Raw genomic sequence first — 22,874 nt, 5'->3', positions numbered from 1 at the left:
ATAAATTTCGGGGAATAGCCCCTAATATTGAAACATACAATAACCTATTCCCAGCCTACACGGCTTGAATACAGACCGGTGTCTTTATCTTCAGCTCGTTCCCTGTAGGAATTAATCTGCCACTGTCACTATCGATGGAGAACGAAGTAATAATATCACTATTTTGATTCGCAGCGAGCAGCTTGCCACCAATAATGGCGAAATTACGCGGAGTACGTCCGCCTGTAACCTGCCAATCTACCGCTTCAAGATGACCTGTTGAACCCTCAATATGGAACAAGGCGATACTATCTTGTCCCCGGTTTGAGACATACAAGAATTTACCACATGGCGATACATGAATATCGGAAGCTGTATCATCACTACCCGCATTATATTGCTCTGGAAGCGTGCTGACATGCTGTAAAATGCTGAGGTTTCCATTCTGCTCATCATTAGCAAATACCGTTACGGTACAGTTTAGTTCATTCGCCAGATAAATCCATTGTCCTGAAGGGTGTACCGCCAGATGGCGTGGACCTGAACCTGGTGGGAGATTAATCTCCCGATGCTTAGACAGCTTACCTTCTTCAAGGCGATAAATCAGGATTTGATCCAGTCCCAAGTCGCAAACCAGTATATGCTTGCCGCTTCCATCCGGAATGACGGAGTGTGGATGCGGAGCTTCCTGACGGTCTTCACGAATTCCTGAACCTACATGTTTCACTTGATCAGACATGACCTGAAGCGAACCATCCTCATTTACAGGAAATACGTTGGCATTGCCACCGGAATAATTAGAGACGAATATGTAATCTTGCTTAGGACTGATCGAGACATAACAAGGAGCGCCACCTTCCGTAGGACGACTTCCAAGTGGACTCAACGCTTTAGTAACAGGATCAATAGCAAAAGCATAGACCTCGCCCTCATCCTTCTCACTAACCGCATAGAGCACGCTGCCTGTGCTGTTTACTGCTAAAAACGATGGATTCTCAATGCCCTTAGTACCCTCAAGAATCTTCATTTCCCCTGATGAAGGACTAAGTGAGCAGAGTAGAATAGCTTCCTCACCTTCAGGGTTGTACGTTCCCACATAAAACAATACCTCATTAGGCCGTTCCATAGTAGCGACTCCTTTGTTTGTATAAATTGTATTTACTTCTTAATTACCCTTTACTGATAGCAACTTACTCAGTATTTTATAATATTTTTTCACTATAGCATGTTTATAGTTGTAATACATTATCGAGTTCAATTTTGAAGCCATTTCCTAACTCTTCCGGCAGTAGTAAGTTTTTACAAGTGGTTTAAACATGATTGGCAAGGTTAATAGTAGACATCGAAAACAACAAAACGAAGGAGTTGAAGTAACATGAGTTTTTTATGGATGTTAATTGTTGGTGGGATCATTGGTTGGTTAGCGGGTCTGATTATGGGCAGAGATATTCCAGGCGGGGTAATTGGTAACATTATCGCAGGTATTATCGGTTCATGGCTCGGTGGCGTGCTTCTGGGAAGTTGGGGACCTAAAGTAAGTGATTTCTATTTCTTCCCTTCTTTGATCGGGGCCGTTGTTCTGATCTTTATCGTCAGCCTTATTCTTCGCTCAACAAATGGACGTAGCCGTTCATAAGCTTAGGCTGAACCAATAATTATTGGACTACTTATATTATTAAAAAAATAGCAGGTCAAGGTTAACTACCTTGACCTGCTATTTGGTGTTTTCGGCCTCTTTCTACTTAATGTAGTATGCAGTGCTTTTCACGGAGCTACTACCTCCATACAGCGGCTACACTTCAATGTTCCGCCATCGTTTTTCTGTTATAATGAAGATACAAGTGACTCAAATCATAGAGAGGTCGTGAATCATGGGTAGCATTAACCCCTCACTCCTACATATCGGCTCCACTATAGGGACCTTGCTCATGGCGCTAATGGTTATTTTTATTCGTCTAAAAGCTAGCGCACGTCCGGTTACCATTCGAAAAATATGGATTCCACCTCTCGGAATGTCGACTGGCTTTGCCATGTTCGTTGTACCTGAAGTTAGGTTTCCTTTATGGTGGGCAGCACTCGCCTTTTTGATTGGCTGGTTCATCTTCGCGTATCCTCTAATACGCAGCACAAACTTCGAACAACGGGATGGACAAATTTATGCTCAGCGTTCTAAGAGCTTTGCTTTCATTCTGCTCGGACTCCTTTTAGTTCGCACCTTACTTCATGAATTTATTAATAGTTATGTTAGTATCCCTCAGTCCGGTGGGTTATTCTTCATCTTAGCCTTCGGAATGATTCTTCATTGGAGATTCTTTATGTACAAACGTTATAAAGCTATGACCTCCTCGGAGGCACAGTCCTTACAGTCATAAGTATATATTGTTATTCTAAGAAGCCATTTCAATTCATACGATTGAGATGGCTTCTTACGTGGATGAATACCTTGTAGGAAAAAACATTTTTCTGTGTCCGATGTTAGGTAACTTGTGGAGGGATACGTTAAAATATATGCATACCTAACAATAGAAAGCGAGGTCAAGGCAATTGAAAAGTAAATCAAGAAAAGTTGCCATCGTCGGTGCCGGGATGGTCGGTTCCAGCTGCGCCTACTCCATGGTCAATCAGGCAATTTGCGACGAGATCATGATGATCGACCGCACCTATGACCGCGCTATGGCACAAGCACTTGATCTCTCACACTGCATGGATTTCACAAGCACACGCACCAAGGTGTATGCCGGAACCCATAGCGACTGCGCAGGAATGGATGTAGTTATCTTAACAGCCGGCGCTAATCCAAAGGCAGGGCAGACAAGACTTGACGTCCTGGAAGCTTCTGCAGTCATTACTAGAGAAATTATTACCAACATTATGGCTGGGGGATTCGATGGAATATTCGTAGTCGCCGCTAATCCAGTCGATATTGTCACTTATATGGTATGGAAAATATCAGGGCTGCCTCGCCACAGAATTATTGGTACAGGAACCTCCATTGACTCCTCGCGCCTAAAGACACTACTATCTGATGTTTTCTCCATCGATCCACGCAGCGTAAACGGCTACGCACTTGGAGAACATGGTGAATCCCAGTTTGTAGCTTGGTCACATGTGACGATTGGCGGTAAGCCCATCCTGCAAATTATGGATCAGCATCGTGAGCGGTTCCAGCATCTAGATCTGGAGGATATCTCCCGCAAGACCAAAGATGCGGGCTGGGAGATATTTACCAAAAAAGGCTCCACACATTTCGGTATTGGCAGCGCACTGGCTTACATTACTCGTTCCATTCTGAATGATGAGCATAAGATCATTGCCGTATCCGCAATTCTGGATGGAGAGTACGGGCAAAGTGGTATATGTACCGGCGTACCTGCCATTATTGGCAACACTGGAATTCAAGAGCTACTGGAGCTTAACCTAAACACCGAAGAAGCGGAGAAATTCAACGCCTCCTGCAGCATTGTTCGCTCAGGCATTGAGAGCTTACACTTGGAAGACAGCATTTAATCTCCTGCAAACAGAAAAAATCGCTCTTTGGGGATCGGTGAATAACACCAATACCCTAAAGAGCGATTTTTTTATCCTTGATCTTTAACTTTTAATGCTCGGATACTGTTCAGTACAGCCAGCACGGTTACCCCAACATCTGAGAATACAGCCTCCCACATCGTGGCAATCCCAAATGCGCCGAGAATAAGAAATATAGCTTTAACGCCTAGAGCAAAAATAATATTTTGCCATACGATCATCCGTGTACGCTTGGCAATTCCGATAGCAACAGGAATCTTCGAAGGCTCATCGGTCATAATTACAATATCTGCCGCTTCAATCGCAGCATCGGAGCCCAGTCCGCCCATTGCGATCCCAACATCTGCTCTAGCTAGTACTGGGGTATCGTTAATTCCATCACCGACAAAAATAATTTTCTCGCGATGTGACTTTTCACGATCCAGCTTCTCGATGGCCTCTACCTTATGCTGCGGCAAAAGCTCCGCGTGAACCTCATCTACACCTAACTGCTTCCCAACATCTTCAGCTACAGAAGAAGCATCGCCAGTTAACATCACCGTTTTACGGATGCCAAGCTTCTTGAGGCTCTGAATAGCCTGCTGCGAGTCCTCCTTCACTTCATCAGCAATCACCAGATAACCCCCATACTGATGATCCACCGCGATGTGAACAACTGTACCGCTTTGCGCTGGCACCTCATAAGCTATGCCCTCTCGCTCCATCAGACGCGCGTTACCTGCAAGTACGGTCTTGCCTTCAATCGAAACCTCGATTCCATGACCGGAGATTTCGTTGTAATTCGAGATCGCTTCCTTAGAAATCTGTTCTCCATAAGCCGCCCTAATCGATTCGGCAATCGGATGGTTCGAATGGCTCTCCGCATAAGCAGCTGTCTGCAGCAATTCATCCTTAGACTTGCCACCTGACGGATAAATTCCTGTAACCTTAAATTGCCCCTTAGTCAACGTTCCGGTCTTATCAAAGACAACTACTTTCACATCATTTAACGCTTCAAGATAGTTGCTTCCTTTAATCAGAATACCACTGCGTGAAGCTGCTCCAATCCCTCCGAAGAAACCAAGTGGAATCGAGACCACAAGCGCACATGGACAGGAGATTACGAGGAATACAAGCGCCCGGTAAATCCAATCTGAGAAGGTTGCCCCGCTAATCACTAGCGGAGGAACGACAGCTAGCAGCACAGCTGTGATCACTACTATAGGTGTGTAAGCCCGTGCAAACTTAGTAATAAAGTTCTCTGTTTTGGCTTTGTTGCTTGAAGCATTCTGTACCAACTCCAGAATTTTGGATACGGCTGATTCACCAAAGGTCTGTGTGACTTGCATCGTAATAACGCCGTTTCGATTAATAAATCCACTTAATACTGTGCTTCCCGGTCCAGCCGAACGCGGTACAGACTCCCCGGTAAGTGCTGATGTATCCATCATGGCGCTTCCCTCAAGGATCGTTCCGTCCAGAGGTACCTTCTCACCCGGTTTCACAACAATCACATCACCGATCACTACTTCCTCAGGAGAGACTCGTTTTAGATCATTTCCAAGCTTAAGGTAAGCAAATTCGGGACGGATATCCATAAGTGCCGTGATAGATCGACGTGAACGGTTTACTGCTAGACCTTGGAACAACTCTCCGATTTGGTAAAAGAGCATAACCGCTACGCCCTCTGGATACTCACCAATCGCAAAAGCACCGATGGTTGCCAGAGCCATCAAGAAATTCTCATCAAATACCTGACCCCTGATAATGTTCTTAATCGCCTGCCAGACAACTTCACTACCCACAATGAGATAGGCTGCTAAGAAAATCAGCAGTTCTACTACACCCTCCACCGGTAAGAATATTCCGGCAAGCGCGAGTATCCCACCGCCACCTAACCGCAGTAGAATCTTACGCGTATCGCCTTCCCCATGCTCGTGGCTGTGGCCATGGCTGTGACCATCCGCATCATCATGCTTATGTCCGTCTGTAGACTGATGATCGTGTTCATGGCCATGTTTGTGATCCTCTCCATGCGTATGACTACTGTTATTCTGCAGCTTGCGACTGCCCTGAGTCTTCTCTCTTACATTTACATGGGGCTCAAGTGCCTTCACCGTTTTCTTTGCTTCTACAATCGCCGATTCCTCATAACCTGCGGCGGTTTCCATCGTCATTGTCTTCGTAACAAAATTAACGGAACAAGACGATACGCCCTCAATTTTTTTCACTTTATCTTCGATTTTCCTTGCGCAATTGGCGCAATCTAAGCCTTCTAGTTCCCACTGACGTTTTACTTTTCCTTGCATCGTATCCATACGGCACATCTCCTCAAATAAAAACCATATATGAGCACTTGTTCATATGTTTTCTTATTGCTATTATATTCCCTTTATTTTTGAAGGTCAATACGTCATATACACCATTTTTCTCCGCTCTCATAAAAATTAAATAAATTGATCTTTTCGTGAAAATATGGTAAATCATGTATGATCGCACCCGAGATGAATTGGCAACTAAATTACACAGAAGGAAGGATGAATGTAGACCATGTCAAAGCTAGCCAAGACGTCTTCTTTTTCACAGAAACACCCTATTTGGACCGTTGTTATTATTGAGGTGCTGTTACTTCTAGCTGTATCTGCCGCCGGGACTTACGCTACAATTAAAGAGCTTTCGTATACCGCCCCTGTACTGATCTCCTTTATTCCAATCGCGCTTGTACTGATCATCTACTTCACGGTTAAGAACAAATGGAGTGATCTTGGCTTCCGTCCTCTGAATACCATTTCCTCTGGGAAGTGGATCTATTACGCACCTCTAGCTGTCGTCCTGATCACCATATCCTTTAAAGGTTTTCGTGAGATCAGTACGTCTGAGGTGTTGTTCTTTATCTTCTTCACCCTGCTTGTAGCCTTTGTGGAAGAAAGTATTTACCGCGGATTGATTTTCAAGACTTTACTCACTAAGGGCACTAAAACGGCTGTGATTACTTCAAGCATACTCTTCTCTATTACCCACTTGCTTAATGCTTTATCCGGTACAGACACGACGCAAATCATCCTACAGCTCGTATATTCTCTTCTGATCGGTTTTGTGCTTTCTTTATTGATGCTGAAAAATAATAATATTCTACCGCTGATATTGTTTCATTTTGTACATAATCTGATTCAGTTTGTTGGAAATGATAATACAAGCGAATATATGGGGATCGATCTATTCATCCTTCTCGTACTCGCTGTGCATTGTCTCTGGCTGGCTCTATCCTTTAGAAAACCAACCCTATCGAGCAACCTAAATCAATCTAGTTAACGCAAAAGAGCGGTTCTCCAACAATCGGAGAACCGCTCTTTTTTGAAAAATACAGCTATTCATGACGGACATGTTCATGCGTCTGCAGAAAGATCTGCTCTACATGCGCATCGTTGAGCGAATAGAATACCGTCTTTCCTTCTTTACGACGCTTCACAATTCGTAAATTCCGTAAATAACGGAGCTGATGGGATATCGCAGATTGTCCCATATCAAGGATCACGGACAAATCGTGTACACATAATTCTTTCTGGGACAAAGCGTAAATGAGCCGCACTCGTGTGGGATCACCCAACGCTTTGAACATCTCTGCCATTTTATCCGTTATTTCTCGGTCAGGCAGAATCAATGCAATGGATTCCGGTTCAAGCTCCGAACCCTTGCATGTGTTATCGCAATCTTCTAATGCCGTTGGCTCCATGCTATCGCCTCCTCCACCAGCTAGTCAGCTTTGCTGATTGTTTTCCTCAATTATATGAAAACCAGCTCTGGATGTCCATGGAGAAGGCGTTTATAAGAATCGCTGTAAATCAGACCGCTTTACGATAAAAGGAGAGTAGTCCTGCCGCAAAAAACACAATAAAACTACCGCCCACTACCATCATCAGCGTTTCGAACGGTAAATTAAAAGCCCCAAACGTGTCATCACCATACGGCATCATAGCCAACATCGGTTGTACCCAAGGATAATAGGGGCCATAGGTTGAAGAATTGGCGATCAGCATATTGGGAATGGTCAGACTCACATTCAGCGCCAGCGGTGCGCCAAAACTGCTCCAGCCTTGAGAGATAGCCAGCTGCAGTGCAGCGAGTGGCAGACAGGCAACAAAGCCGCCAAATACCGAGCTTAGCAGCAGCGACCAAGGGATTGAATCCGGAATATTTCGGAATAAACCCATTCCCAGCACCATCACCAGGAACGTTAGTTGAACCGCAGCCAGCAATCCGATAATCATCACATATTTTGAGAGGTACACTGATAAACGAGTCACAGGCAGAGACAGCAACATCTTCCAGCCCCCGTCATGGTGCTCATAACGACAGATCAGCGCTGCGAAAATACCCGAAAGCACAGGTAGAAACAGCAAGGCATGCATCATGGACATCACATTTAACAACAGTTCCCAACTCATCTTCTCCCCTTGATTATCCGCCAATGCCCCGGGAAGTAATGCTAAAATCGGACTGCCTATAACTAAAAGCCAGACATATGATTTAGACATTTTTAATCGTTCTGCCGACAACACTCTCCAAAATGAATTCATCGTTAATCCACATCCTTTCGTGCGAAGTGCAGTGCACCCGGCAAAAGAATCAGCAGCCCCAGTAGCAACCCTGCGCTGCTAAATAAGAGACGATGCGAAGATTCCCAAGCCATATATGGCCATGTTAAAGGAACCCACTCCGAAAGTAACATGGAGAAGATAGACACCAGAGATAAGGTTATTCCAAGAGCAACTGGCAATGTCTGATTACGGTTAGCCAGAGAAAGCCACAGCTGCAAAGCGATAACCGGCAACGCTGCAATATAGGACATAAAGCCAATTCGTAACACATCCAAATACGGAATCAGTTCGACCTTGAAGCCCAAAACAAGCCCTAAACCAACTGTACCCACCGAGAGCAACAAACAAGAAACCGCCACTAGCACCAAACATAACACCAGCTTAGCCATAAATACTGAAGTACGTGAGATAGGTAGTGCCAAGAGCTGCTTCCACGAGCTCATCTGATGTTCTACATTTGCAATCAACGAGCATACTAAGGTCCCTCCAAGAAAGAGAGCAATGGGCACAAATGCAGCCACATTGTTCAGAAGCCCACCCCATAAATCCGCACTATACTGCTCGCGAAGATAATCATAACGAAGGCCGAAATTCAAGCCTTGCATGGCTACAAGTCCAAGCGGTCCAAGAAACACTAGAAACCAGAGTCCCTTGCCACGGATTTTGAGCCAATCCGCCGACAGTGCCCGCCACATCATGATTCCTCTCCTCCTACAACCTGCAGGAAGAAGTCCTCAAGTGATTGTCTCCGCTCCTCTACACGATAAATAGCATGCCCATTCTCTACCAAGGCTTTGACTAGCAAGGCAACTCTTGCATCGATCATCCGGGAGAAGACTAGCTTTTGGTCTTGAAGTATCCCTGTGTACCCCCGTTCTTCAGCAAGACGCAGCGCGGCCTCCGGGTCCGAGACTGCTAACCGCATTTCTCCCCCGGCTTGCCGCTGCAGATTCGTTATACTATCTTGGTACACCATTTGCCCTTGACGAATAATCCCTACGGTATCCGCCATTTGCTCAATTTCACTAAGCAAGTGACTGGATACTACGACAGTAATCCCTTGCTCCTGCGGCAATCGTTTAATCAGTCCGCGAATTTCCTGAATCCCTGACGGGTCAAGTCCGTTCGTCGGCTCATCCAGAATAAGCAGCTCCGGTTCCCCGAGCAAGGCAGCAGCAATACCTAGTCTCTGCTTCATCCCAAGGGAGAACCCTTTAACTGGACGCTTCTCTTCCCCTGTTAAGGAAACAATATCTAGCACCTCAGCAATCCGTGACTTCGGAGCACCAAGGATACGCCGGATGGCTTCAAGATTATCCACAGCGCTTAAGTGCCCGTAATAGGATGGAGACTCGACAAGCGACCCTACCTTCCGCAAAATTTGCAGTTTATGCTTGCGAAGATCCTGGCCGAAGACTTCAATCCTTCCTGATGTTGGAGTGATCAGTCCAAGCAGCATACGAATTGTTGTTGTTTTCCCTGCCCCGTTCGGGCCAAGAAAGCCATAGATCTCTCCCTTGCGGATGTTCAAATTTAAATTTTCCACCGCAGCCCGGCCACGGTATTTTTTTAATAAATCTTTCGTTTCAATCACTGTTTCTTTCATGTTCCTCACCTCGGTAATTAGCATAACGTCCCAAGGTTAAGAACAAGGCGGCACGAAGTTTAAGTTTTGTTTAAATTTCATCCCGTGGATTGAAGATTACAATAGAGGTGCCATCTCCTGTACTCTCCATATCCCACTCTAACTCCATATGCTTCATTAACAGATCCACGATGGACAGCCCTAATCCTGCCCCTTTGTAATCGGATGGACTCTGGATACCTCTGCCGTGATCCGTAATCAAAATAACACGTTGCCCATTACGGGACTCCGTAGAAATCCCTACATAAAGACCACTGCTGGCATGACGTACAATATTCTGAAACAGATTATCAAGAATACGGCGGAACCAGACCTCATCCACCATCCAGAACAGCGGATCAGCCTCCAGGTCAATATCGATCTCGAAGTTCTCTTTTTCCCATACGGGGTACCAAGCAGCAGCACTTTCCCGCAACAAGCGCAAGACATCTTTACGCTCCTTCTTCAAAGTGATCCGTCCGCTGTTGAGGAGATTGTAGGATAAAAGATTCTCGATCAAGACGCTAAGATCTGCTATTCGCTTATCCATTAGCTCTAAGGACTGTTGTCCTTGCGGGGTTAAGCTCTCTTTAGTCATTACATGGATGTGGCTGCGAATAACCGTTAGTGGTGTACGCAAATCATGAGATAGGTTAGATACTAGACGCTTTCGAAGCTCTTCCTCTTCGATTTCCCTCTTTCGACTTTCGTCAAGCTTCGCCACCATCGTGTTAAAAGCTTCCTCCAGTCTGCCAATCTCATCCAGCTTGCCCGTCATAATAGACTTAGGCATTCTATCCGGCCCCGTAATCGTCATCGCGGTTTGCAGCTGTAGTAGCCGTTTGCGTATTTTTCTAAAGAACAGCAAAGAAACCAGTGCGAACCCTCCAAAAAGTACAAAGAGCACAAAGTAATACAAAGCCCAAGCCCCGACTCCCCCATAAGCCCCTTTGTTGAGCAGCTTGTTTGGAATTTGCATTACCATAAACCCTTTACCCGCATCCACTCGATCTCCCATAAAGGCGACGATGGCTAAAGGATCACGCTTTGTACTTTCTTTCATAAAAAAAATAGCCTCAGCCGCAGTCCACTGCTCCGGAACTCCGCTGCCATGATCCGGATTGCCTTCATCAGGTGTGAGAATCAACTGGGTCATTCCCTGCCCATCTACCCAAAACATAGTAGCCTCAGTGTATTTCCCGCTCAGTTCATATAGCCGCTCATTTATGCCTTCCGAAGAAGCATTTTCCATTTGAAGCGCCTCTTTATGCCACATGGTCTCCAGCGCTGCAACACTCGAATACAGAGAGGTGTCTACAGGTGGAGCCCCTTTAGTCACTTCATTAACCATATTGTAGAGAACAAAAGATAACGGCAGGACCACAGGGATAAAAAGCAGTGCAGAAACGATAATAAGCAAATATCCCGATAGCAAAGAAGAGCTACGCTGCTTGCGAATACGCCCTAACCCCCTCATGCTCTTACCCGATATCCGATCCCCCGGACAGTTTCTATAATTTCCGGATTGCCTGGATCAAGTTCTAACTTTTCGCGCAAATATCGTATATGTACCATCAAAGTTTTATCCCCTTCGAGATAGGCTTCTCCCCAGACGGCTTCATAAATCTGCTCCTTCGTCATAATCTGGCCGAGATGACGCAGCAAATAAGAAAAAATCTGAAATTGCTTACCCGTAAGCATGACTTCTTCCTGTGTCTGAGCATTTATTACTCGGTTATCCCCTTCATATACGACTAGGTGTTTAAGCGTGAGCGAATCCTGAACAGATGCCCCATTCCGCCTGAGCAGCACTTCAATTCTGGCTGCCAATTCATCCGGATGAAATGGCTTCGTCAAATAATCATCCGCGAATTCAAGCCCCTGCAGTTTATCATCAATAGAGGTTCGCGCAGAGAGCATCAAGATCGGAAGCTTAGGGTACGCCCGCTTCAATCGTTGTCCGACAGTAAAGCCATCCAGACCCGGAAGCATTACATCCAGAATAGCTAATTGACAAGGCGCCGCTTCCTCCGTCGCTCCCTCCCCGCTCCGCAGCCAACGCACACTATAACCACGCTCACTTAAATCCGCAGACACGACGCTGCCGATTTCATGATCATCTTCAATATATAACAGAGTAACGCTCATATATTTTAAGTCCTCCCCTGAGAAACTACGTAAAAAGTTGAAGTCATTATAACATGTTTTAACAGGACACTCAGGGACTTATCTTTTAAAAAAGCCCTCCTAAACCCGTGGGGGATAGGAAGGCTTTCGGAATCGATTTAAATTGGTTTAGGGAGTCCACACGCCATGCTCTTTATTACTGCCAACATACTCAATACGCGTTGGAGTAAGTTCAAGAATCACATAATTAGGGTCATCAGGCCCTGTAAACCATGGCTCCAGCTCTTTGTTCCACACCTTTGTGCGCAGCCCTTCATCCTTAGAAACCGTAGCGGTGGCTTCAATCTCCAGCACATCTTTGCTTCCGCCTGACTCATATCCAAGCAGCAAAAAAGCATTCGGATTATTCGATAATTCCTCCACCTTATGAGTTTTGCGATTCGTAGCTAAATAAATCTTCAAACCCTCATGGAAAATGGCCATGTAACGTACTTTCGGTTTATTTCCTTCTTCGATCGTACCAAAGGAACCAAACTTGTTGTCATCCAATGCTCTAATAATGAGTTGCTCCAGTTGTTTGTTATCCATTACGTAAATCTCTCCCTTCAAGCATGTAAACAAAAGTTTATATATCCAAGCTCACCGTTTGGATTTATCATAACAATGGTGCTTATTATAATGTACCCTTCCGGTTCACATTGAATCCGACCTTACTCCATAAACTACTTTCAATATAAGGAGCTTACTTCGTGAAAAAACTGATCTGGATCGGCTGTCTTTCCTACTTTGTCATTGGCCTTGCTCATGTAGTGCTGGGATCTATTCTTCCCGTTCTGCTACAGCATTATGACCAAAATTATAGTGCCGGCGGGCAATTAATCTTTAGTCAATTCGCTGGTTTTCTGGCTGGTGTGCTTGTCTCTCCCCTACTCAATCGCCGTTTTGGGAAACGAGGAGGCATCATTATCGCCACCGCCCTTCTCCTGACTGCTGAGATTGCGTATGCTTTTCTACCCCCTTGGGAGTGGATGTATGTCATTGCTGTTGCGGCTGGCTTTGGTTTCGGTATGATCGAAGCCGTCATCGGCACCATCATTATCGGAGCTGTGACAGAAGGAACCGCGATCGCGATGAGCCGACTTGAAGTCCTATTTGGGATAGGAGCACTTGTAATGCCTCTTATCGCCAGTCCGCTCATTGCTACCGGAGCATGGAGATTAGCATTCCTAATTGTCGCTGGCTTCTCTTTACTTTCTCTCATCCTCTGGGGAAGAGGCCATTTTGGGAATCTGCAGCGTATACTAGACGAGCGAGCACCTCGCAAAGTCTCAGCATCCGCACATTCCTCGCAGTCCAGCACACAGCTTCCGTATAAAGGGAAACAATGGATTCTGCTGGGCATCTTCATTCTTTTCTTCTTTCTTTATGTAGGTACGGAGATGAGTCTGGTCAACTTTATGCCCGCCATCTTTATCGCCAAGCTAGGGATGACAGAATCTGCGGCGGCGCTGACAGTCACTTTCTTTTGGCTAGCTATGTCTACGGGAAGATTGTTTGCTGGAGTGATTGCAGAGAAAATTTCTTACCGTGTATACATTTTAAGTAGCTGTTTACTAACCCTGTTACTGCTGGCTCTTTTTCCGTTCACAGATAATCGATTAGCTGCATTCATCGTAATTATGCTACTTGGGCTATTTATGTCCGGTATTTTCTCCATAGCTCTAGTCTTCTCCAGCAAGATGCTGCCAGGAGCCGAAGAATCAACACCCAGCATAATGATCGCTGCTGGAGGTGTCGGTGGAGCTCTGCTGCCCCTATTCATGGGCTGGTCTATGGACCATCTAAAGGTGGCACAAACTGCTGGATTACTTGCCGGTTTTGCCGCCTTCTTGTTCTTGCTGAGCATTGCCGCATGGAGGTTCCAATCCAGGCAAGCAGTCCAAAGAAAGAGTTCCAGTATTTAGAATGTTAGAATGGTATCAACCTAATCCTTTTAGGGTAATGTCATCTATAAGCATATTCTGAGCACAAGGATGGACGATGAATGGATAAGCTTTCAACTGAGCCTTTATTACATACTGCGCTTATGCAGTTTATTTTTCCCTTTTCAATAAAAAAGGGCGATTCTAAGAAGCTTATCCAACAATTGCAGGATGATGGCTTCACACGTTTTTTTCTGGATAATAAAGAGTTAGAAAATGCCTATTACGGAGAAGATCACTGTGTTTCCCATGAACGGATGGAGCGCACCTATTTACCGTTTGCTGCACACATTCTTTTTCCACGCAAGAAGGATGTAGACTCTTTCCGCCGCTTTTCCAGAGTCAATAATCTGGACTGTATTCTAGAGATTCCTCAGCAGTCTATATTTTTTAAAATTCTCTCAACAGATATATTCATATGTCCTTTTCAGCTTGGATTTGTGACGATACGTGTCCAGCTTGAGGGAGATTCGATTCCCTTTAGTATTGCACTGGAATTCGCGGACCGCTTCCGGACGCTTGAGAATACCTTCGTACAGGATGACTACACCTATATCCATTGCGGAGAACAGACCTATGAGATGGTAGAGGATTTTGTCTTCCGAAATCTGGTGGATGGACTGGAGCCTTTTCTGGATCACTCGGATATTAATGGGGCTTATTTCGAGACCCTTCCCTTTTTCGTAGATGAAAGAATGCAGGTGCAAGCCTTTTATGGCTTTCAGAGTGAAGGGGATTCTGATGAAATTAGTATAAATATACGCTATCGCGCCTCTCAGCTTGATGGAATTGATCTGAACGGGAAGCCCTATGCCAGTGCCAGCGATCCAGCGTATATTGCGAACTACTGTCATGAGCATTCCTATAATCGATGGGGCCCAGACTCGTATTATATGATGAATGAGCAGACCTTTTGCTGTCTGACCCGAGCTGAACCAAAGATCGCCGTTAGCCTGGCCAACCAGATGTACGGGCAATATTATTACGGATTTCTACTCAATATTTTCCACAAAATCGTTCTGCTAAAGCTGGCAAATATGCATTCCCGACTACGCATAAACCACGATTATGATGAGATCGATAATTTAATCTACTCGATTAATAAATTCTCGGCAAAGTTCTATTTCTTAGAGCTGATTTCACAGTCGCAAGGACGGGAGATTTTTCTTCAGCTGCGTAAAGTATACGGGAACGACGCTCTGTTCGAGGAAGTAAAAGAAACCTTGACTGACCTGTTTCAGTATCAAGATAAGTTCCAATCGAAGCGCCGTGATAATCTGCTGATGATCCTCACTGTATTTACGGTGGTAAGTGGGATTTATGGCATGAATCAAGTCATTGACGATCTGGATGGAAAGATTCAATGGAGTAAGATGGTTAGCTATTCCCCCTTTGAGTTTCTTGCTCTTTTCGTGATTATGAGCGGGATAATGATCAGTGTTGTCCTTACGCTAGGTGCTCTGGTTACTGAGCTTAAGCGGCGTCATCGCAAGAAACATAAAGATCTGGATTAATGAAAACGGACGGAGAGATTTGAAAAATTTAGGAGCGTGCTACTAGACATTCCGAGAACAGCCGTCTATAATACACCGTATGCAAGCATAAACGCCTTCAGCGTCCTTATAAAGACGATTAGCGTTTAAGCGAGAAATACCCGTTAACTTCATAGAACCAGGGGTGCTGGAATTGGCCGGCTGAGATTGTATCCCACAAGATACTGACCCTTATACCTGATCTGGATAATGCCAGCGTAGGAATCGCCAATTGGTTTTGGTCCCTGTGACCTTTACTAACCTTGCGCCAAGCCAGCGTCCCGATCACTCGGGGCGCTTTTTTGTGTAGATCACAAAAGATGTAGAAGAAATGTACATACTACACTTTATGGTTCATGTTGGATGACGGGATCTGGCAACCTTAAAGGAGAGAAGAAGACATGCAAGTCAAAAAAGTACTTATGCTTAGCCTCACCTGTATGCTCATTCTTGCGATTGCCGGATGCGGCAGCAACAATGGGAATACAGCCGGAAACAAAGGAAATGCTGCGGAATCGAATGCAGCGACCGGATCAAATGCTCCAAAAGAGCTTACCAAAGTTAAGGTTGCACTGGATTGGACACCGAATACGAACCACACCGGTCTATACGTAGCCAAGGATCTTGGTTATTACGCGGAAGAAGGTCTGGATGTAGAAATCGTTCAACCTGGCGCAGCGGGTTCTGATACGATGGTTACCTCTGGCGAAGCTGCTTTTGGAATCAGCGCTCAGGAAGGATTGACTCTAGCTCGTCTACAAGGCGTTCCCCTTGTCTCGATTGCAGCCATTATTCAGCATAATACTTCGGGATTCGCCGCTCCAGTGGATCGCAATATTAAATCGCCAAAAGATTTTGAGGGTACAACTTACGGAGGTTGGGGCTCTCCCGCTGAGGAAGCAGCCATGAAGGCGATCATGGACCCTGTTGGTGGCGATGTGAAAAAGGTGAAGCTAATCAGTATTGGTGAAGCTGACTATTTTACTGCAGTCAAACGTGACATTGATTTCGCTTGGATCTTCTACGCTTGGACCGGCATTGAAGCCGAACTGCGTGGTGAGCCTCTGGATATGCTCTACTTGAAGGATTATGCGCCTCAGCTCGATTATTACACCCCTGTGCTGACCACGAGTGAGAAGCAGATTTCTGAGAATCCAGATTTGGTGAAGGCTTTCCTGAAAGCCACATCGAAGGGTTATCAATATGCGATTGATCATCCAGAAGAGGCTGCCGCTACATTATCCAAGGCTGTGCCTGACCTTGATGCCGAGCTTGTCCTAGCTAGCCAAAAATGGCTTAGCCCGAAATATAAGGACGACGCCCCACGCTGGGGAGAGCAAAAAACCGAGGTCTGGCAGAATTACGGTGACTGGATGTATGATTTGAAGCTGCTGGACAAACCGCTGGATGCAGCTAGTGCATTCACGAATGATTTTTTACCGGCGGAGTAGACCGGACTTCCCAAGTTCGTTCAAGACTCGACGTCGAATCTGCTTCCTGAAAACACTTCGTTATCAAAGTTGGCTTTTTGAATTTACCTATTTCAATGAGAGTTCAAAAAGTCAGCTTTCAGAACCAAGAAGGTTGGACGTTACTTGAGGAAGGAGGAACGGAGCGTAGTGATTTGCTACGTGAGTACCGGACTTCCCAAGTTCGTTCAAGATTCGACGCCGAATCTGCTTCCTGAAAACACTTCGTTATCAAAGTTGGCTTTTTGAACTTACCTTATAAATTGAGAGGATTGATTATTGTGGCTAACACACTATTAAGCATTCAAGTAATTCCTAAGACTCCAAACAATGAGGACTCCATCCCATACGTAGATAAAGCGATTGAAGTTATTCAAAAATCCGGCGTTAAACATCAGGTGAATCCACTGGAAACTACTATGGAAGGTGAACTGAGCGAGCTCCTGGAGGTTGTACGTCAAATGCAGGAGGCACTGATCGAAGCAGGTAGTCCAAGCGTGATCTCCCAAATCAAAATCGCTCATAACCCTAACGGAATCAGCATGGATAAATTGACGGAGAAATATCGGCCGTGAGATCGACCTGGAAGCTAATATGGCCGCCCCTTGTGGCGGTCGTCTTCTTTTTAACCGTATGGCAGTTATCTGTTTCTCTATTCCATATCGAATCCTGGATTCTGCCGAGTCCTGCTGATATTGCTCGCGAATCCACCAGTAATGCCTCAGGTCTCTGGGCTCATACGATGGCTACGCTCCGACTCACATTAATCGGTTTTCCTATTGGTACAGGTGTAGGCTTGATCGTCGCGCTACTTTTGCATCTTTTACCTTGGGCTAGACGGGCTTTTTATCCACTCATTATTCTGAGTCAAAATGTTCCCTCTATCGCACTCGGACCACTGCTTATCATCTGGTTTGGCTTCGGTCTTTTGCCCAAAATCGTGCTGATTACACTGGTATGCTTCTTCCCGGTAGCTGTCGCTGCAATGGGCGGCTTGTCTCAAAGTGATCAGGTCATGATGAATTATATGAAAATGGCTGGCGCAAGCAAGTGGCAAGTCTTCACCAAGCTGGAGCTTCCGTCTTCTATCCCGGCACTATTTTCCGGCGTGAAAATATCTGCTACTTATGCGGTTATGGGAGCCGTGGTCGCTGAGTGGATTGGCGCGGATAAAGGGATTGGCTATTATATGCTGCTGCAAAAATCGGCTTACCGTACGGATCGGATGTTTGTCGCTATTGTTATTATTGTGCTCCTTAGTCTTGTGCTTTTTGCGATTATCGCCTTGCTCGAAAAATGGTTAGTTCGCTGGAAACCGCGCCGTAACTCATAGAAAGGAAGATGCCTGTATGTCTCAAGCGACGCAAATAGAGCAAAGAACAACTGAAAACACAAGCTCTCCTGAAGCTCATACTGCACCACCTGCTCTTGAAGTAAGCGGCATCTCCAAGTCCTTCACCCATCGTCGCCGCGAGACGAACGTGCTTAACAACGTCTCTATTAAGGTAGAGCAGCAAGAGTTCGTTTCGATCGTCGGTCCTTCCGGCTGCGGAAAAAGCACCTTATTCCATATGATCGGCGGACTAGTGAAGCCCGATGCAGGAACGATCCGCATGAACGGCAGAGCCGTTACGGGTCAACGTGGTGAAATCAGTTATATGCCGCAGCAGCCTGCGCTTTTTCCTTGGCGAACGATTGAAGATAATGTACTTCTAGCCGGGGAAATTAAAGGCGCTCTGCAGGATGGAGCTCGTGAAGAAGCGCGCCAGTGGCTCGCCAAGGTTGGCTTGAATGGATTCGAACAGGCTTATCCGCATATGCTGTCTGGTGGGATGCAGCAGCGTGCTGCTTTTCTCAGAGCATTGCTGGCTCCGCAGGAGTTGATGCTGCTCGATGAACCTTTCAGCGCATTGGATGCACTAACTCGCAGTGAAATGCAGCGCTGGCTGCTGGAGCTGTGGGAGGAGAATCGCCGCTCCGTGCTATTCATTACCCATAACATCGAAGAAGCGTTGCTGCTCTCGAATCGTATTTATGTATTCTCGGGTCGCCCCGGCTCCATTCTACATACTGTTGATGTGCCATTTCCACGGCCACGCCGCGATGAGATTACGGATTCCCCGGAATTCCTTAAACTCAAACGCCAGCTGTCACAGTGGATGCGAGAAGAACAAGCTAAAAGCGAGAAGTAGCTTTTTGAATAGAGGTCACTCCACTCACTTTAAACGAGAGATTAAACAAAGAACCGCCCGGGCTTCAATTAGCCCAAGCGGTTCTTTTGTTTTAACCAGAATAACAGTTAAATCTTATTGTGCTTGTACAAACTCAGCAGATTTAACCCCTGCTTGACGGCCGAAAATAATGATTTCTGCTACAGAGTTACCGCCGATCCGGTTTTGACCGTGCAATCCACCTGTAACTTCACCAGCCGCATACAGGCCAGGAATAGCAGCGCCGTCTTTATTTAATACTTCTGTGTTCGTATTGATCTTCACGCCGCCCATGGTGTAATGAATCCCTGGGGCGATCTTAATAGCGTAGTAAGGACCCGCGGACAAATCGTTGTCCATCCCTGTTGTTCTGCCGAATTCAGCATCGTTCTTGTTCTTTACCGCGCTGTTCCAAGTATCAAGTGTCGCTTTTAGCTTATCGGCTGGAACACCGATTTCTTTCGCCAATGCTTCGATGGTATCCGCTTGGATTACGAAGCCCATTTTGTCATATTGTTCAATTGCTTTCACGCGTGATTTGACGCCGGAATCAAAGACAAGCGTTGCCGCTTTTTCAGGAAGTGCATTGATCGCTTCGGTAACTTTATCACGTGTAGTCAATTCGTTTACGAACCGTGTGCCTTCGCTATTTACGAGGATAGAACCTTCGCCGCGTACAGCTTCCCCGATCAGATAAGATTTTTCTTGTTGAACTGTCGGGTGAACCTGGATTTGATCCATATCAACGGTTGTTCCGCCTAGTGCCTCGATCATCTTGATGCCGTCTCCGGTGCTGCCGATCTGGTTAGTCGTAACGTATCCTTCCAGATCAGGTCTGACTTTAGAGATCATATCCATATCGGCACCGAAACCGCCAGTTGTTACAACAACTGCCTTCGCTGTAATGGTTTTTTCATCGGCCTGGTTAAAGAGTACTTTTACTCCGTCAACCTTACCGTCTTTTTGGGTAATTTCCTTCACATCTGCATTCACAAACAATGGAATTTCTTTTTCTTGTACGTTCTTAACCAAACCTTTGACAAGATATTGGCCTACCGCAGAGCCGTCTTCTGGACGATGGGTACGTTTTTCGTTCATACCGCCTGTAATTGTGATATTGTTCAGTCTGATTCCGATCGAATCCAACCAATCGATAGCACTTGCAGAATTGTCCACGAAGAAGCGAAGCATCTCTTTATCGTTCGTGTCATGCCCGCCCTTTAAGGTCTCTTCATAAAACTTATCATTGCTATCTTCAATGCTTTGCTCTTTTTGAAATTTCGTTTGGGAAGCGTTCATTCCTGAGGAGGATTTACTTGTATTCCCACCTGCAACTGGCATTTTTTCTAAAATAACCGGGTTCAAGCCTTTAGCCTTAGCTTCCAGTGCAGCAGACATACCCGCACCACCAGCACCAACAATAACGATATCATAATTATCTTTTAGTTGATCCATTGGTGTGTAGCTAGCCTCTGATGCGCCTGATACGGCTTCAGCTTTATCATTGTTAGCCGTCTCATTGACCTTACTCTTGTTCTCGTTGCCATTACTACTAGCTGTAGTGTTGCTATTACTGTTACCGCAGCCTGCGATCACGAGCATGACAGAGAGAATGAGAATAAGAGCAGCACTTGATGTCTTCTTCATCTTTATAACGCCCCTTTTGTGAATGTTTTCACATTTATGATAACGCAAAGATACTGTTTTGGGAAGTTTTTTATGTAATTAGTTATGGTTACTGTTACATTTTCATGAATATTTTCACTTTAAATTTTCATAAAAATTTTCAATTTCAATTACGAATCTGCTCACAATTAAGAAAGCCACCCTATCCAGGGCGGCTCTCTGACTTATTTTCTAATCAACGTTTTGAAACACAAATTTGGGTAGTATCTACTGTCTGCTCTCTTATGGTATATAAGCTATAACTTCAATTTCTACGAGCCCATCCTTAGGCAGACGTGCTACTTCAACAGCGCTGCGAGCAGGGTATGGCTGAGCAAAAAACCTTCCATAAATCTCATTCACCTTAAGAAAATCATTCATATCCTTTAGGAAAACGGTCGTCTTAATTACCTGGTCCATGCTTGTACCCGCCGCTTCCAGTATAGCTTTGACATTCAGCAACGACCGTTCCGTCTGTTCCTCAACCGTAGCAGGAAAAGCCCCACTAACCGGGTCTAGTCCGAGTTGTCCTGAAGTATATAGGACGTTTCCAAGCTTTACAGCCTGAGAGTAAGGTCCAATTGCACCTGGTGCATCCGTTGTTATTACGATTTCTTTATGATTATTTGTCATTCTAAAAAACTCCTTTATCCAACTTGTTTATTAGTGTTACCGTCATATTCCTTTAGCATTTCTGCCTGTTGCTCTGGCGTTAACTTCGCGATACCGAATCCCGTAAAGCCCCATATTGTCGCAAAGATTATTCCTGTCCAACATAGAACAGCCCAAGGTAAATAGTCTAACGTTGCAACACCCAGCGTTCCCGCCATATAAGCACCTGCAGCTGTCCAAGGCAGAATAGGCTCGGTAATGGCTGCTGAATCCTCGATGGTACGTCCCAGGTTCTTCGGATGCAAGCCCCGACGGATATATGCTTCACGCAGCATTTCGCCTGGCATTAAGATGGACACCTGACCATTACTTGTAACTCCGATCATCGTAAGACCTGTAACAATGGTTGCTACGATCATTGAACCTGTGGAATGGACAAACTTCAAAAGCTTATTAACAATCAGTTCCAAGGACTTCGTCAGAGAGATGGTTCCAGCGAACGTGATTGCACAGAAGCAAATGAGAAGTGTCCCCATCATGGAGTTCATTCCGCCACGATTTAGGAGACGGGGTACATCTTCAATAATGTTGGCAGAATCAAATCCAGCTACGTGAACCATAGAAATATTGAATCCATTAACAACAGAAGAAACGACATCATTCAGCGTAAAGCCCTGGAATAGAAGTGCGTTAGCCATAGCGAACATAGAAGAGATCAGCATGACCGGTATTGTCGGTTTCTTAGTAATTGAACCATACAAGATGATTAATACAGGTACGATAAGCAGCAGATTAAAGTCGTAAATGGTATCCAATGATCCCATAATCGTTCCAACCTTCTCTGGAACAACAGCACCTGCAGCATCTGTGTTTAGGCCTGTGATAATAAAGACAACGCTTGCAACGATAAAAGAAGGAAGTGTGGTATACAATAAATGTCCAATATGTTCATATAGATTGACACCAGTTGCTAACGCGGCAATATTCGTTGTATCTGAAAGCGGTGACAATTTATCGCCAAAATAAGCACCTGCAACAACAGCACCAGCTACTGCTGCTAGGTTTGCATCCATACCCGCGCCAACGCCCATAAAGGCAACCCCGATCGTTCCCGCTGACCCCCAAGATGTACCCGTACAAAGCGAAACGGCAGCTGTCGCAATAAATGCGGTTATAAGCAGAAATTGTGGACTAATGATTTTCAATCCATAATAAATCATCATCGGGATCGTTCCACCAACCATCCAAGCCCCAATCATAAAACCAACCATGATCAGAATAAGAATGGCAGGCATCGTCTTCGCGATCTTACCAGCGATAGATTCTAGTATGTCGTTGTAGCTATAACCAAGAATAATCGCGATAATACCAGCAACAACAGCAGAGGTAATAATAAGTGGTTCTGGTGGTAATTCAAACAACACATACCCTAAACTAAGTAGTACAATCATCGTAATAATCGGTAATAGCGCTAAGAACATCGTCGGCTGTTTCTTGACTCTTGGTGTTTCTGATTTGGACATGATTATTATCCCCCTTGATACGGATCTGAGAAAGGCTACTAACGAG

At 45.3% G+C, this 22,874-nt stretch carries 22 protein-coding genes and 1 riboswitch; of the genes, 10 read left to right on the top strand and 12 right to left on the bottom strand.

Annotation, left to right across the window (positions count from 1 at the left end):
• Window positions 1-55: 55 nt before the first annotated feature.
• Window positions 56-1,105, bottom strand: a complete 1,050-nt coding sequence (locus tag H70737_RS02150) for a lactonase family protein (protein ID WP_042184396.1) — start codon at window positions 1,103-1,105, stop codon at window positions 56-58.
• Window positions 1,106-1,354: 249 nt separating this feature from the next.
• Here H70737_RS02150 and H70737_RS02145 point away from each other — a divergent pair, with 249 nt between their 5' ends.
• The 3 genes from H70737_RS02145 to H70737_RS02135 all read left to right on the top strand — a co-directional run bounded on the left by H70737_RS02145 (window position 1,355) and on the right by H70737_RS02135 (window position 3,486).
• Window positions 1,355-1,615, top strand: coding sequence for a GlsB/YeaQ/YmgE family stress response membrane protein (locus tag H70737_RS02145; RefSeq protein WP_042184394.1), 261 nt, complete (start codon window positions 1,355-1,357; stop codon window positions 1,613-1,615).
• Window positions 1,616-1,850: 235 nt separating this feature from the next.
• Window positions 1,851-2,351: a CcdC family protein gene (locus tag H70737_RS02140; RefSeq protein WP_042184392.1), complete on the top strand. Its 501-nt coding sequence runs from the start codon at window positions 1,851-1,853 to the stop codon at window positions 2,349-2,351.
• Between the two features lie 172 nt (window positions 2,352-2,523).
• Entirely contained in the window at window positions 2,524-3,486 is a 963-nt protein-coding gene (locus H70737_RS02135; protein ID WP_042184390.1) for an L-lactate dehydrogenase, read from the top strand.
• Between the two features lie 71 nt (window positions 3,487-3,557).
• On the opposite strand, the gene H70737_RS02130 is transcribed toward H70737_RS02135, so the two are convergent.
• Window positions 3,558-5,804: a heavy metal translocating P-type ATPase gene (locus tag H70737_RS02130; RefSeq protein ID WP_042184388.1), complete on the bottom strand. Its 2,247-nt coding sequence runs from the start codon at window positions 5,802-5,804 to the stop codon at window positions 3,558-3,560.
• Between the two features lie 232 nt (window positions 5,805-6,036).
• Between H70737_RS02130 and H70737_RS02125 the strand changes: the two genes are divergently transcribed.
• The gene (locus H70737_RS02125; protein WP_042184386.1) at window positions 6,037-6,798 is read left to right on the top strand and encodes a CPBP family intramembrane glutamic endopeptidase; all 762 of its coding nucleotides are present in this window, start codon (window positions 6,037-6,039) and stop codon (window positions 6,796-6,798) included.
• Window positions 6,799-6,853: 55 nt separating this feature from the next.
• On the opposite strand, the gene H70737_RS02120 is transcribed toward H70737_RS02125, so the two are convergent.
• The 7 genes from H70737_RS02120 to H70737_RS02090 all read right to left on the bottom strand — a co-directional run bounded on the left by H70737_RS02120 (window position 6,854) and on the right by H70737_RS02090 (window position 12,423).
• The gene (locus H70737_RS02120) at window positions 6,854-7,219 is read right to left on the bottom strand and encodes an ArsR/SmtB family transcription factor (protein ID WP_042184384.1); all 366 of its coding nucleotides are present in this window, start codon (window positions 7,217-7,219) and stop codon (window positions 6,854-6,856) included.
• A 109-nt stretch (window positions 7,220-7,328) separates the two neighbouring features.
• A complete protein-coding gene (locus H70737_RS02115) occupies window positions 7,329-8,063 on the bottom strand; it encodes an ABC transporter permease (RefSeq protein WP_042184382.1) in 735 nt (244 codons plus the stop codon).
• Between the two features lie 2 nt (window positions 8,064-8,065).
• A complete protein-coding gene (locus H70737_RS02110) occupies window positions 8,066-8,782 on the bottom strand; it encodes an ABC transporter permease (RefSeq protein ID WP_042184380.1) in 717 nt (238 codons plus the stop codon).
• Window positions 8,779-9,690, bottom strand: coding sequence for an ABC transporter ATP-binding protein (locus tag H70737_RS02105; protein WP_042184378.1), 912 nt, complete (start codon window positions 9,688-9,690; stop codon window positions 8,779-8,781). The genes H70737_RS02110 and H70737_RS02105 overlap by 4 nt, the downstream gene beginning before the upstream one ends.
• Window positions 9,691-9,760: 70 nt before the next feature.
• Window positions 9,761-11,185: a HAMP domain-containing sensor histidine kinase gene (locus H70737_RS02100; protein WP_042184376.1), complete on the bottom strand. Its 1,425-nt coding sequence runs from the start codon at window positions 11,183-11,185 to the stop codon at window positions 9,761-9,763.
• Window positions 11,182-11,856, bottom strand: coding sequence for a response regulator transcription factor (locus H70737_RS02095; protein ID WP_042184374.1), 675 nt, complete (start codon window positions 11,854-11,856; stop codon window positions 11,182-11,184). The genes H70737_RS02100 and H70737_RS02095 overlap by 4 nt, the downstream gene beginning before the upstream one ends.
• Before the next feature lie 147 nt (window positions 11,857-12,003).
• The gene (locus H70737_RS02090) at window positions 12,004-12,423 is read right to left on the bottom strand and encodes a pyridoxamine 5'-phosphate oxidase family protein (protein ID WP_042184372.1); all 420 of its coding nucleotides are present in this window, start codon (window positions 12,421-12,423) and stop codon (window positions 12,004-12,006) included.
• Between the two features lie 161 nt (window positions 12,424-12,584).
• Between H70737_RS02090 and H70737_RS02085 the strand changes: the two genes are divergently transcribed.
• From H70737_RS02085 to H70737_RS02060, 6 genes are all read left to right on the top strand, one after another.
• Window positions 12,585-13,799: an MFS transporter gene (locus tag H70737_RS02085; protein WP_042184370.1), complete on the top strand. Its 1,215-nt coding sequence runs from the start codon at window positions 12,585-12,587 to the stop codon at window positions 13,797-13,799.
• An 80-nt stretch (window positions 13,800-13,879) separates the two neighbouring features.
• Window positions 13,880-15,331, top strand: a complete 1,452-nt coding sequence (locus tag H70737_RS02080; protein ID WP_042184368.1) for a hypothetical protein — start codon at window positions 13,880-13,882, stop codon at window positions 15,329-15,331.
• 149 nt (window positions 15,332-15,480) lie between these two features.
• Window positions 15,481-15,591, top strand: a riboswitch (TPP riboswitch).
• 159 nt (window positions 15,592-15,750) lie between these two features.
• Window positions 15,751-16,800, top strand: a complete 1,050-nt coding sequence (locus H70737_RS02075; protein WP_042184366.1) for an ABC transporter substrate-binding protein — start codon at window positions 15,751-15,753, stop codon at window positions 16,798-16,800.
• Between the two features lie 299 nt (window positions 16,801-17,099).
• A complete protein-coding gene (locus tag H70737_RS02070; RefSeq protein ID WP_036682688.1) occupies window positions 17,100-17,393 on the top strand; it encodes a thiamine-binding protein in 294 nt (97 codons plus the stop codon).
• Window positions 17,390-18,151, top strand: a complete 762-nt coding sequence (locus tag H70737_RS02065) for an ABC transporter permease (protein ID WP_042184364.1) — start codon at window positions 17,390-17,392, stop codon at window positions 18,149-18,151. The genes H70737_RS02070 and H70737_RS02065 overlap by 4 nt, the downstream gene beginning before the upstream one ends.
• Before the next feature lie 16 nt (window positions 18,152-18,167).
• A complete protein-coding gene (locus tag H70737_RS02060) occupies window positions 18,168-19,010 on the top strand; it encodes an ABC transporter ATP-binding protein (protein WP_052404129.1) in 843 nt (280 codons plus the stop codon).
• A 114-nt stretch (window positions 19,011-19,124) separates the two neighbouring features.
• Here the strand turns inward: H70737_RS02060 and H70737_RS02055 are convergent, their stop codons facing one another.
• From H70737_RS02055 to nhaC, 3 genes are all read right to left on the bottom strand, one after another.
• Window positions 19,125-20,675: a flavocytochrome c gene (locus H70737_RS02055; RefSeq protein WP_042184362.1), complete on the bottom strand. Its 1,551-nt coding sequence runs from the start codon at window positions 20,673-20,675 to the stop codon at window positions 19,125-19,127.
• A gap of 261 nt (window positions 20,676-20,936) precedes the next feature.
• Complete coding sequence (locus H70737_RS02050) at window positions 20,937-21,326, bottom strand: RidA family protein (protein ID WP_042184360.1); 390 nt, start codon at window positions 21,324-21,326, stop codon at window positions 20,937-20,939.
• Between the two features lie 14 nt (window positions 21,327-21,340).
• Window positions 21,341-22,828: a Na+/H+ antiporter NhaC gene (nhaC, locus tag H70737_RS02045; protein ID WP_042184358.1), complete on the bottom strand. Its 1,488-nt coding sequence runs from the start codon at window positions 22,826-22,828 to the stop codon at window positions 21,341-21,343.
• Window positions 22,829-22,874 lie beyond the last annotated feature (46 nt).

The organism is Paenibacillus sp. FSL H7-0737 (assembly GCF_000758545.1).
GTDB lineage: Bacteria > Bacillota > Bacilli > Paenibacillales > Paenibacillaceae > Paenibacillus_AQ.
The sequence above is the reverse complement of the archived record's forward strand: the minus strand, read 5'-3'. Positions and strand labels throughout refer to the sequence as shown.

Excerpts from the sequence above, each read along its gene's own strand:
- H70737_RS02150 (WP_042184396.1), bottom strand. The coding sequence starts at position 1,105 with ATGGAACGGCCTAATGAGGTATTGTTTTATGTGGGAACGTACAACCCT.
- H70737_RS02145 (WP_042184394.1), top strand. The coding sequence starts at position 1,355 with ATGAGTTTTTTATGGATGTTAATTGTTGGTGGGATCATTGGTTGGTTA.
- H70737_RS02140 (WP_042184392.1), top strand. The coding sequence starts at position 1,851 with ATGGGTAGCATTAACCCCTCACTCCTACATATCGGCTCCACTATAGGG.
- H70737_RS02130 (WP_042184388.1), bottom strand. The coding sequence starts at position 5,804 with ATGGATACGATGCAAGGAAAAGTAAAACGTCAGTGGGAACTAGAAGGC.
- H70737_RS02125 (WP_042184386.1), top strand. The coding sequence starts at position 6,037 with ATGTCAAAGCTAGCCAAGACGTCTTCTTTTTCACAGAAACACCCTATT.
- H70737_RS02120 (WP_042184384.1), bottom strand. The coding sequence starts at position 7,219 with ATGGAGCCAACGGCATTAGAAGATTGCGATAACACATGCAAGGGTTCG.
- H70737_RS02115 (WP_042184382.1), bottom strand. The coding sequence starts at position 8,063 with ATGAATTCATTTTGGAGAGTGTTGTCGGCAGAACGATTAAAAATGTCT.
- H70737_RS02110 (WP_042184380.1), bottom strand. The coding sequence starts at position 8,782 with ATGATGTGGCGGGCACTGTCGGCGGATTGGCTCAAAATCCGTGGCAAG.
- H70737_RS02105 (WP_042184378.1), bottom strand. The coding sequence starts at position 9,690 with ATGAAAGAAACAGTGATTGAAACGAAAGATTTATTAAAAAAATACCGT.
- H70737_RS02100 (WP_042184376.1), bottom strand. The coding sequence starts at position 11,185 with ATGAGGGGGTTAGGGCGTATTCGCAAGCAGCGTAGCTCTTCTTTGCTA.
- H70737_RS02095 (WP_042184374.1), bottom strand. The coding sequence starts at position 11,856 with ATGAGCGTTACTCTGTTATATATTGAAGATGATCATGAAATCGGCAGC.
- H70737_RS02090 (WP_042184372.1), bottom strand. The coding sequence starts at position 12,423 with ATGGATAACAAACAACTGGAGCAACTCATTATTAGAGCATTGGATGAC.
- H70737_RS02080 (WP_042184368.1), top strand. The coding sequence starts at position 13,880 with ATGGATAAGCTTTCAACTGAGCCTTTATTACATACTGCGCTTATGCAG.
- H70737_RS02075 (WP_042184366.1), top strand. The coding sequence starts at position 15,751 with ATGCAAGTCAAAAAAGTACTTATGCTTAGCCTCACCTGTATGCTCATT.
- H70737_RS02060 (WP_052404129.1), top strand. The coding sequence starts at position 18,168 with ATGTCTCAAGCGACGCAAATAGAGCAAAGAACAACTGAAAACACAAGC.
- H70737_RS02055 (WP_042184362.1), bottom strand. The coding sequence starts at position 20,675 with ATGAAGAAGACATCAAGTGCTGCTCTTATTCTCATTCTCTCTGTCATG.
- H70737_RS02050 (WP_042184360.1), bottom strand. The coding sequence starts at position 21,326 with ATGACAAATAATCATAAAGAAATCGTAATAACAACGGATGCACCAGGT.
- nhaC (WP_042184358.1), bottom strand. The coding sequence starts at position 22,828 with ATGTCCAAATCAGAAACACCAAGAGTCAAGAAACAGCCGACGATGTTC.